The 11,098-nt window shown below is 39.2% G+C and carries 5 protein-coding genes; 1 reads left to right on the top strand and 4 read right to left on the bottom strand.

Annotated elements, in window-relative coordinates; translation table 11 throughout:
* Window positions 1-104 precede the first annotated feature (104 nt).
* Complete coding sequence (locus U2718_RS20935) at window positions 105-1,301, top strand: EAL domain-containing response regulator (protein ID WP_342000718.1); 1,197 nt, start codon at window positions 105-107, stop codon at window positions 1,299-1,301.
* 160 nt (window positions 1,302-1,461) lie between these two features.
* On the opposite strand, the gene U2718_RS20930 is transcribed toward U2718_RS20935, so the two are convergent.
* From U2718_RS20930 to U2718_RS20915, 4 genes are all read right to left on the bottom strand, one after another.
* Entirely contained in the window at window positions 1,462-2,457 is a 996-nt protein-coding gene (locus U2718_RS20930) for an NAD-dependent epimerase/dehydratase family protein (protein ID WP_342000720.1), read from the bottom strand.
* A gap of 518 nt (window positions 2,458-2,975) precedes the next feature.
* Entirely contained in the window at window positions 2,976-4,493 is a 1,518-nt protein-coding gene (locus U2718_RS20925) for a thioester reductase domain-containing protein (RefSeq protein ID WP_342000722.1), read from the bottom strand.
* A 2-nt stretch (window positions 4,494-4,495) separates the two neighbouring features.
* On the bottom strand, window positions 4,496-6,166 hold the full coding sequence (locus U2718_RS20920; protein ID WP_342000724.1) for a PfaD family polyunsaturated fatty acid/polyketide biosynthesis protein: 1,671 nt from the start codon (window positions 6,164-6,166) through the stop codon (window positions 4,496-4,498).
* A 218-nt stretch (window positions 6,167-6,384) separates the two neighbouring features.
* Window positions 6,385-11,058, bottom strand: coding sequence for a PfaB family protein (locus U2718_RS20915; protein WP_342000726.1), 4,674 nt, complete (start codon window positions 11,056-11,058; stop codon window positions 6,385-6,387).
* Between the last annotated feature and the right edge of the window lie 40 nt (window positions 11,059-11,098).

The following is an 11,098-nucleotide window of genomic DNA, read 5'->3' as shown; positions in this document are numbered from 1 at the left end:
CCAGCCTCTATAGTGATTAGTAGTTATATCCAAAATAAATTACCAATCAACCACTACCCACTACCTACTAACTAATTCCTATTTTTTAAAATATTGCGGAGATTATGACTAAAATTTTAGTGATTGAAGATGAACAAACAGTTCGGGAAAATCTTTTGGATTTACTAGGATCTGAAAATTTTGATACGATTGGTGCTGCTAATGGCAAAATAGGAGTTAAGTTAGCTCACAGTGAGGCTCCTGATTTAATTTTATGTGATCTAATGATGCCAGAACTTGATGGTTTTGGTGTACTAACAGCATTACGTCAAGAACAGTTAACTGCTACAATTCCATTTATTTTTATTACAGCAAAAGCAACCAAGACAGACTTTCGCCAAGGTATGGATCTAGGTGCTGATGACTATATTACTAAGCCATTTACTCGTGCAGAATTATTAAGTGCTATAGATAGTCGTCTACAAAAACAAGCAATTTTGAAACAGCAATTTTCTGCTAGTACATCAGTAAATACTTCAAATTCAGAAATGCTGATTGTAAAAAATATTTTACGCAGATCAATAGAACAAGTACAATTTCGAGAATTTTATATTGAATATCAACCACAAGTAGATCTTCAATCAGGCTATATTTGTGGTGCAGAAGCTTTACTACGTTGGCAGAGTCCTGAATTAGGAATTGTTGCTACTTCAGAATTAATTTCTTTAGCAGAGTCTACAGGTTTAATTATCCCTATTGGTGAGTGGGTATTACAAAGTGTATGTGAACAAAATAAAGCTTGGCGTGATGCAGGCTATTCTCCGTTACGGATCGCTGTTAATTTGTCTGCCCGTCAATTTACTCATCCAGATTTGAGTAAAAAAATAGTGGCATTTTTAGCACAAAACAATTTGGAGCCAGACTATTTAGAATTAGAACTCACTGAAAGTCTAATTGTACAAGATATGAACATGGCGATCGCAACGATGAGTGAGTTACGAGCTTTAGGAGTAAAAATTGCTATTGATGATTTTGGTACTGGTCAATCTTCATTAATGTATCTGAAAAAATTACCGATTAATAAATTAAAGCTTGACCGCTACTTTATCCACAATGTTAATAATGACTATCAGAAAGCAGCGATAACAACTGCGTTGATTCAGATGGGACATAATCTCAAGTTCCAGGTGATTGCTGAGGGTGTAGAAACTGAAGAAGAACTAGATTTTTTGCGTCAAAATCGTTGTGATGCTATGCAAGGTTTTCTTTTCAGCCGACCAATACCAGCGGTAGAATTTGAAAAGTTTCTGTCTGATGACTAGTGGTCTATCGCATAAGTTTTTATAGGTTTGTAGTAAGCACTTTAGTGCTCTAAAAGCTTAGGACTAAAGTCCTTACTACGAACTTATATAACCATCATAATTAATGCGATGAACAAAGGATACCTATCCTACAAGAATCATCCCTTGATTCAGAAAAGCTTTATGTCTGAATATCTGTGTTTTTCAGCCATTGCCGTATATATTCCATTCCTTCTTCTAGAGTTACTTTTGGCTTGTAACCTAGCTGGCTTTGTGCTTTTTCGAGTGAATAAGCATGAGGACTAGTGGAGAAATCTACAGCTGCTGGAAAAATAACAGGTTCTTGACCTAGAAATTTCATTCTTAACCACTCCAAGCGAATCAAAATCTTGACTATCGGTGCTGGTAGAGAGGAGGGTGGAGGAACATTTCCAACTTCAGCTAAACGTGTATAGTATTCTTTCCAAGAAGTTTCTTGCCCATCAGAGATATTGAAAGCTTCTCCATATGCTTCCTTTTCTATAGCAAGAAAGATTCCATCTATTAAATTGTCTATATATACATGGTTCATTACTCCCCGTCCATCATCAGGCATCACAAATCGTTTTTGGCGCATCAGTGTAAGAGGACGGATTACCCAAGGGCTACTTCTTGGCCCGTAAACAGCAGTTGGTCTAATAATAATTACACCAAAATTTGGTGGTGCGTTTAGCTTCAAGATTTCTTGTTCACTTTCTATTTTTGTTAGAGAGTAAGGATTATCCTCACTCCGGAATGGCCCTTCTTCTGTAATTTTATTGGCGTAGGTAAAGCCATAGACGATAACACTTGAGAGGTGAATAAAAGTTTTGACACCAGCATTTATCGCTGCTCTTGCTATGTTGAGGGTGCCACCAACATTAACCTTACGAAACTCCTCTAGCGAGCCTCCTTCTTTGACAAGAGCAGCTGTGTGCAGAATTATATCTACTCCTTGACAAGCCTGTTGTGCCACAACCGGATCGCAGACGCTACCAACAATTACTTCTGCTCCCAGATTCTGTGCTATTTTTGCGTTAGTAGGGTCATATTCTATTCCTTTAACATGCATTCCCTGGGCGATCGCTAATTCTGTAGTACGCAAGCCAATAAATCCACCTATTCCTGTAATTAGGATAGTTTTATCTTTAAGGTTCATAAATCTAGATACTCTTCGTGACAACAGAGAGTATTTGTTCTTAATCTTACGAACAAATATTCCAGAAATTACCAGAAATTAATTTACAAATAGTCTAATTGTTTTAGTTTGAGCAGCTGAGATAAGCAAGCTCTAATCCGAAGTGAAAATCTCAATGCCCCCAAGCCTATGTTAAAGAGGGTCTATCATTTCCGAAATCTGTCAATTGGCATATGTTTGAGATAAGTTTTTATCAAACATATCTACAGAGAAATTGAGTTCGCATTGATAAATATTTGAACAAATCTAAATTTCTAATTCAGCAGGCAATATTTTTTAATAGGATATTTACCTATCAAAAAAGTTTTCATCTAATTAAATATGTATAAACACTTGAGTATGAATATACAAATTATCTATGTTGTTGCTAAAAATTAGATCCCCCAGCAATCCTACCTGACAAAGATACATAGGGGGATCGTAAGATAGAAAAACAGCTATGACACTTTTTAGCTTGAGACTAAATTGTGTAATCCGTACTAAGCAACACTCAGAAAACCATTCTGAATGAGGTAAGCAGAATATGTCATAAACAATTGATTGTCCATTGCGGGGCAAACGATACCACTACCTGCAAGTGCATTTAGGGTAGCTTGACAATTAATTATCGGTCTTCTACTTTGTAGGTACAAATCGGGAATAGTGATTTGTTCTTCTGACCAGCGTTCTAGTAAGAAAGGTCGTAGAGTATATAGAGGATTTTCGGCAGAAGAGATCTCGTTAATTAACTTTGTTTGCCATTGTTCGTAAGGAATTACTTCAATAGGAAAACCCAAAGAGTTCATCCACTCAAGTAAATTAGTTAAAGGAACAGGTTCGGGATGCTGCAAGTGAAAAGCTTGACCTAGAGATTCTTTTTGTCTTGATAGATAAACAACAGCTTTACTGACATAATCTACAGGCGATGCATCCAACATATAATCAACATTTGGAAAACATCCCATTTGGATACAGCCTTTAATTACCAAATTGATAAAGTCATCTGTGTTGCAGACACCTGTTTTGCTATCTCCTGCAATTAAAGGTGGTCTATGAATCGTCACAGGCAATCCGCGATCGCTTGCAATTTTAACTAGCTTTTCTGCTACCCATTTGGTTTGTGAGTAACCGAGAAAAATACCTTGCCAATGCTTAAAGCTGTCATCTTCTTTGACTACTTTACCAGCATAAAACGGTGATTCAAAAACCGCAACACTAGAAACGTAATGTACAGGCTTAACTTTAAATAAACACGCCAAACGCAAAACTTCTTGTGTTCCCAAAACATTGGGAGCTTTCATTGCTGAATATGGATAGACATAATTCAGCGTGGCAGCACTATGATAAATGCTATCAAGATTCATCGCTAGCATATCAAATCCTTGAGGACTAATTCCTAGCAAAGGTTTTGATAAATCTCCCAAAATGGGGATAATTCTAGGACTGAATTGTTCATTCCAAAGAGCATAATTTTGGAGATTTTTCTTCAGTTTTTGCTTGCCTTCTTCGGAATTAGCGGCACGTACTAAGCAGTAAATATCTGCATTTGTCTGCTCTAGTAATTCGTGGATTAAAAAAGCTCCTAAAAATCCGGTACCACCAGTTAAAAAGACGTTTTCTGGTTGAGATGTAAAGTGAAAAGATGTAGATGTAGGACGGATACTTGGATCGAGAACAGCTTCAGCACTTAAATCTAAGACAGGCTTAATTACAGAGACAGAGGCACTTTTGGCAGTGGGAGTATCTTTTACCTCTGATTCTTCTGATTCTTCACCTAAACGCTGGGAGAGAGTAGCAACTGTTGGATAATGCCACAGCAATGTGGGAGACACTTTAAATCCCAGCATTTTTTCTAATTTGCCGACAATCAGCATTGCCTGAGTAGAATCTAAACCATAGCTATCTAATGGTTGCTCGATATCAATTTCCTCAGGTTCAACATTTAATGCTTCCGCTAGCTGAGATATCAACCAAGCTTGAATTTCTGCTGCTGTTAAAACTTTTTTTGATGCCATCATATTTACGCTTCCAAGGTAGAACGAACTGGGGAATATTGACTGTAGTAGTCAGGAATTTGTATTCCTTGAATTTTTAAGCTTTGAATGCGATATAAAAATGCGGCTCCAGTCATGATGTGATGAGCTACATCCACAACTCGACGATTATTTGGTTCTGCTAGATAAGAACCTTTTACCCAATTATTAAAACTGCCGATCGCCGGGCCGCACCAAATTTGATAATCGACTTCCCTGCCCTTTTCTCCAGAGTTTGACCAACGTGAAGATAATCCTAAATACCAGCGGAAAATCAACGCCATTTTCATTTTAGGATTATTAACTGCCTTACCCAATTTTTCTGGATTTTTCTGAGACAAATAAGTAACAGTTTCTTCCCAAACCTGAGCAAGAGTTTTACGGAAAATTTGTTTCTCTAATTTCTCTCGCTCCGGAGCAGGAATTTCTTCAATAGAATTATAGTTTCTATATATTTCGTACAACTTTTGAGCGCGGAGAGGGAACATAGTACCACGTTTGAGAACTTGGAGTTTTACTCCCATTTCAAACATATCTGCTGCTGGTGCCATCATCACATCAGCCATATCTGCTTGTGCTAACAATTGCTTAGTATGTTGACAAGAACCAGATTCAATACATGACTGATTTATTGAACCAGTGACAATATAAGCAGCACCCATCATAAAGCCTGCTAAAGCAGATTGTGGAGAGGCAATTCCACCCGCTACTCCAACTCTAATGGGTTTTTCGTAACAATATTGAGCTTGAATTTCATCCCGCAGAGCCACCATTGAAGGTAACAAACAAACTAGGGGACGATTATCTGTATGACCACCAGAATCTGCTTCAACAGTAATATCATCAGCTAGAGGAATTTTTGCTGCCAAATTCGCCTGTAACTCACTAATTAAACCTTGTGCAACCAATTCTCGCAGCATTTTTTCTGGTGCTGGTTGCATAAACTTAGTAGCAACTTCTCGCCGCGAAATTTTAGCAATGACTTTATTTTTAATTTCAATTTCGTTAGCAGAATTTACACTCAATCCCGCCGCACGATAGTAAACAATATTAGGAGTCAAATCTAAAAATGCCGAAGCTTCTATTGTTCTCACCCCATATCTGAGGTATAAATCTACTGCACCGCGCTCAATTGCAGGTTCATTGGGACTGTGAATTAAATTGAAAGCATAAGGCCCTTGAGGTAAAGCTTCTTGAATACGGTGAATAGCTGCTTCTAAGCGATTGGGAGTTAAACCACCTGCACCAAAAGAAGCTAAAATTCTCTCCTTTCCTAGAGCAATGACCATTTCTTCGGAAGCGATCGCCCCAGCCATTGCGCCAGTAGTATAGGCATATTTGACATTATGAAAAGAGAGAAAATTGGGGTCTCCTAATTGTTGCAAACTGATTGGTGGGACAGCCATTAATAGTTCGGCTTGTCCTATTTTGCCATTTTCCGCAGGAGACAAATAACCATCATGACTAATACCAATTTTTCCATCAATTCTAACAATATAACAAGGTTTATCTAATGCTAAGAGTTTATCTTTGATGAGATTAGGGTCAAAACTTACACAATCTAAAGAACCTTTCCAGACTTGATTGAAATTGCAGGGAGAGCCAAAAAAGGTAAGACCATTATCCTGTTTATTTAGCACTGCATCTACAGTTGTCACGGAAGTTATCCCTCGATTTGATGATTAGCAGATTAAAGAATAAACCACAAATAACACGAAGAACACGAAGAAAAGATATGAAGAGAGAATTAATTTTTGGGCGCTGCTGAATGTAAGAAAATTTGATATCTCAAACTCTTATTCTTAGCGCTCTTTGCGTCCTTTGTGGTTCGTTAAATACATACTCTTAATGCTACAAAATAGCTCTCAACAAACCTTTACTCACTCAGCAAATTTTCAGCACAAACTAATTGTAATTGAATCAACTCACTCATTTGCTTGCTAAACTCTTGACGGGATTTTAAGAATGCTGCATGAGTTTTATGAACCTTGAAGTTATTAGCATTCAACTTTTGATAGTGAGAGGTGCTTACATTTGACAAGCTGAAACTATAAGTAGGATGGGGATGATTAGCAACCAACTCCCGAAATTGTACTTCTTTTTTTGGCTCTAAGCTGTTATCCATGATATTTTGCATTGATATTTCCTCTGCCTTAGTCTCGGATGGAGGGATGAATTTTTCATTACTACCGCTGTTGAGGATTTTGCTATGAGACTTTTGAGCTAGGTTTTGGAAGAGTTTTTTATTCTCTTCAGTCAAGATTTTGTCAGTAAAACTTTTACCACCCAAGGTAACTTTTCTCAGGGTAGGTTTTTTAAGAGTTTCTGCTACTTGAGTATAAAGTGGCGATAAATCTACAGAAACTTGATGGCTGACAAGTTTTGCTAGTGCTTTGACAATACCACTATGATCGTCTAAACCTCTTCTATTTAGAGATATGGTGATGTGTTCTTTGTCGCTGAGAATTTTATCAATCCATCGCGAACAAACATTACCAGCACCAGTTTCAATAAATATCTTGGCTCCATCTTCGTAAACTCGATTGACTAAGCGCGGGAAGTCAAGGGGTTGTGACAAACCTTTGGCAATACTGTGAGCGATCGCTTGACTTTCTAATTTCACTGGGCCATACTCAGCTGCACAGTAAAGCACAACGTCTGGTAAGGTTTTACAGATGGGTAAGGTGTTAACTCTGGCTATTTCTCCGTACTCGGAAGCCATCGCTTCACAGTGAATGACGTGGTCGAAGGGAGCGCGGAAAGCGTTGCAGCCTAAAATTTGAATAATTCTTTCACAAGCTGCTGGTTCACCGGCGATGACGACTTCTTCGGGTGTATTGATTTGAGTTAAAAAGACGCGCGGCTCATGTTGGAGGTATTCTCTCAACTGAGATGGGGTAGTCATGAGTACATAGTTAGCCCAGAAGTCATTGTTCGGTGATTGCTGAGATGTTGGCATTTGCCAATACTCGCGCACAGTATTTTTGGCACCGGATAACCTGTCAGCAAATAGTGGTGAGGCGTGTAGGGCAATTATTCCTTCGGTAAAGTTATCCCATACCCCAGCCGCAGACATCATGCTAGTCTCACCCAAGCTGTAACCAAAGAGCATTTTTGGCTTAACTTGGAATTCATCTCGCATAATTTGCGTGATAAATCTGGTAAACAACATATCTACGTCGAAGATGGCTAGAGGATCGTCTAAGAATTGTTGCTCAAGAGTTTCTAATTGCCGAGATGAAAGCTTGTTCAGGCTTCTAGGAAATACGATGCGGGAAATGTCGGCAACAAGATTTTGTAGTTTGGTAACAGCAATATCATCGAGGGTTTCGGGAAATAAACGGAAGAGATTGCGGGCAATACCTAGATATGAATTGACTGCTGCTGGATAGACGTAAGCGACTTCTCCTTTTTTACCTAATGGCTTGGTTGTGAAGTAGCTACCTAGTGGTGTTTGCCAATCTACCCCACGTTCAAAAGCTTTGTTTATACCTTTACGGGCAGCTTCGATTTCTTTGGTTAATTCTTTTTGGTTGTGTGCCAGAATTGCTAGAACGTAATTAGGATCGGAACACAATTTAAAGTTAGCAAAGGCTAGGTTAGCAGCGTGTGCTAGAGAAGTACCGTTGCTGACAGACTTTTCGAGGGCGTCAATTTGTTCAAATAAATCAGCGCGATCGCGTCCGGCAATAGGGAACAAGTAAAATGGAGTTTGCTGTAAAAATCTGCTGTTGCGTTCCTTTTGATCTGGTTCTTCTGATAAGATCACATGGGCATAAGTACCATCCATGCCGATGCTATTGATGGCAGCAATTCTTTTAGTCGCTTGTTTATCCAGAAACCAAGGTCTTGATTCGGTGGCAACATAAAAAGGACTATTCTGCCATACTTCTTTCTCTTTAACTTCAGACCACTTGGGTGTCCCTGGAACATATCTATAATAAAGGCACAGAGCTGTCTTAATTAAACTGGCAATTCCCGATGCAACATAGGTGTGTCCGATGTTTGCTTTGACGCTGCCAATCGCGCAGCTTAAATCATTGGCACTGCCAGGATAAGCTTGCAGTAAACCTGTGATTTCTGCTTCGTCTTCTTTGTCAACGCCACTGCCATAAACTTCCAGATAGTTGACTTCTGAAGGTTTGACACCCGCCATCAATAAAGCTTGCTGACAAGCTTGAGTTACGGCTTTGGCATCCGGGGTTCCCAAACCAGTATTTTGCTGTTGTGCGAAACTGATGGCATCGACGACTGCGTAAATGCGATCGCTTGTTTTTTTCGCAGTTTCATGTAGCTTCAATACTACTGCGCCTGCCCCTTCCCCTACCATCCAGCCATTCACTTTTTGATCGTAGGAAAGGGTATTTGCGCCTGTATTAATTACAGCTAGTTGGTTGCGCAATAAAACATTTTCTAGAGTGCCAGCTAAATCAACGGCACCTACAAGTACGGCTTCTGCTTCTCCAGTCGCAAGTAAGTGCTGTGCTATTTCCAAAACTTTGAAAGTAGAATTTTCTCCGGCGGTGATGGTAAATACAGGAGCGGTAAAATCCCATAGCGAAGAAATGCGACTCGCCATAATGTTGGCGATGTAACTCACATATTCACTGCTTTCGACTGGATTGTGAATGCCATCTTTAACAATTGTTTCTAATTGGCTGACTTTATCGGGTGGTAGAGAAATTTCTCCAGCAATTAAGCCTTCTTTTACCTGCCAGGATAAATTCCATCTTTGCTGCAATTGATGCACAGATAATTGTGTTTCTGTCGCCATCACAACTGCGACATTTGCACCTTCTTTTATACCCGCATCTCTCAAAGCACGTTCGGCAACTTTTAACATTAACAGCTGTTGCTGATTGAGCTTTTCTAGTTCATTTGGGGGAATTTTGCTAGAAACAGTATCAATTTCAAAATCTGTGATGTATGCTCCTTGTGGCGGCTTCCCATCTGTCAAACCGTATTTTTTTAGTAACTCTGCTTGCTTTTCTACACCGTGCCATCTTTGGGGTGGTAGAGGAATAAAATGTTGCGTGCCTTCGTAAATACTGCGCTCAAAAGCTTCTAAACCATCGCAAGCACCAAAAAAGGCATCCATACCAACAATGGCAAGTTTGGCAGGATGGAGAGGTTCGGAAGAGGACGCGGTTTCAAAAGACGCGGAGAAACTTTTATTTATATTCCCCGTGTCCTCTACGTTACCTTGTTCTAAAATCATGTGGGCATTAGTTCCGCCCAAACCAAAAGCGCTGATTGAAGCGCGTTTTATTGGTGTATTGTTAGGCCAATTCGTGGTACTAGTAACAATGCGTTGTGGGGAAATGACATTTTCTTCACTTCCCATCGGTTCTGTTATATTTATTGTCGCTGGAATAACGCCTTTGGACATACTCGTTAGCACTTTAATTAAGCTAACGCTGCCAGCGGCAGTAAGTAAATGACCGACATTAGATTTTACAGAACCAAGTAAAGGAGTTGCTTGATACTTACCAAAGAAAGTTTCTACAGATTGAAATTCTGTGGAATCTCCCAACAAAGTACCGGTGGCGTGGCACTCCATGTAATCAATATTTTGAGGACTAATTTCAGCTTCTTGGTAGGCGCGTTCAAAAGCAAGAGTTTGTCCTTTAGAATTGGGGCTAAGTAAATGCTTACCTCGTCCATCATTAGATAAACCGTTACCGGAGATAGTAGCGTAAATGTGATCGCCATCTCGAACTGCATCGCTATATCGTTTCAATACCACCATCCCGACACCTTCAGCAGTCAGCATTCCCCGCGACATTTTATCTAAAGGACGACTAATATCATCTTCAGGATATCCTTGGATACCAGAAAACAGCATTCGTAAGAACAGTGGATCTGCACAGCTGATGCCTCCGGCTAACATCAAATCAGCTTTGTGCGTCCATAAATAATGGGATGCTAGCTTGGTAGCATATTGAGGTGAAGAACAAGCAGCATCGATACAAAAATGAATATTTGATAGAGAAAAAGCTTGAGCAATGATAGCTGCTGGTAAGCCCGATATCATCGCATTGTAGGATGAGGCTTCCTTAGATGTCTCCAAAGCAGCTAAATCGAATTCTGGTTGCTGTAAAAGTTCTTGAACAGCAGGTGCTAAAATTTGCTGATAAATCGGTGCCAATAATTGGTTGGAGGCTTTGGTGGGGAGAGAAAGATTACCTAATATGACTCCGCATCTTGAGAGAATAGATTCTTGCTCTAAATAACCGCTATGTTGTAAAGCTTGTTTGGCAACGTACAATGACCATTGAAAGGTTTTATCTAAGGATTCCAGAAATTTTGGTGGTAGCTTGTATCCTGTGGAGTCAAATTTAAAATCACGGATAAATGCTCCCTTTAAAGAATAGACTTTATCTGGTTTACCTTTCGCTGGATCGAAAAATATTTGTGGCTCTACTCCAATTTCATTAACACTTAAAGATGATGTAGAATCTTTTTTTTGAATGAGATTATGCCAAAATTCATCAGGATTTTTAGCATCAGGAAATAGACATCCAAATCCGATAATTGCAATTTTTTCCATAGTCATTTGTTCCTTGTTATTTATCATTTTTTATGGAGAA

Source organism: Chlorogloeopsis sp. ULAP02, from assembly GCF_038404745.2.
Lineage (GTDB): Bacteria > Cyanobacteriota > Cyanobacteriia > Cyanobacteriales > Nostocaceae > Chlorogloeopsis.
The sequence above is the reverse complement of the archived record's forward strand: the minus strand, read 5'-3'. Positions and strand labels throughout refer to the sequence as shown.

What these genes read in the sequence shown, in the direction of transcription:
- U2718_RS20935 (WP_342000718.1), top strand. Translation starts at nt 105, where the DNA reads ATGACTAAAATTTTAGTGATTGAAGATGAACAAACAGTTCGGGAAAAT.
- U2718_RS20930 (WP_342000720.1), bottom strand. Translation starts at nt 2,457, where the DNA reads ATGAACCTTAAAGATAAAACTATCCTAATTACAGGAATAGGTGGATTT.
- U2718_RS20925 (WP_342000722.1), bottom strand. Translation starts at nt 4,493, where the DNA reads ATGATGGCATCAAAAAAAGTTTTAACAGCAGCAGAAATTCAAGCTTGG.
- U2718_RS20915 (WP_342000726.1), bottom strand. Translation starts at nt 11,058, where the DNA reads ATGGAAAAAATTGCAATTATCGGATTTGGATGTCTATTTCCTGATGCT.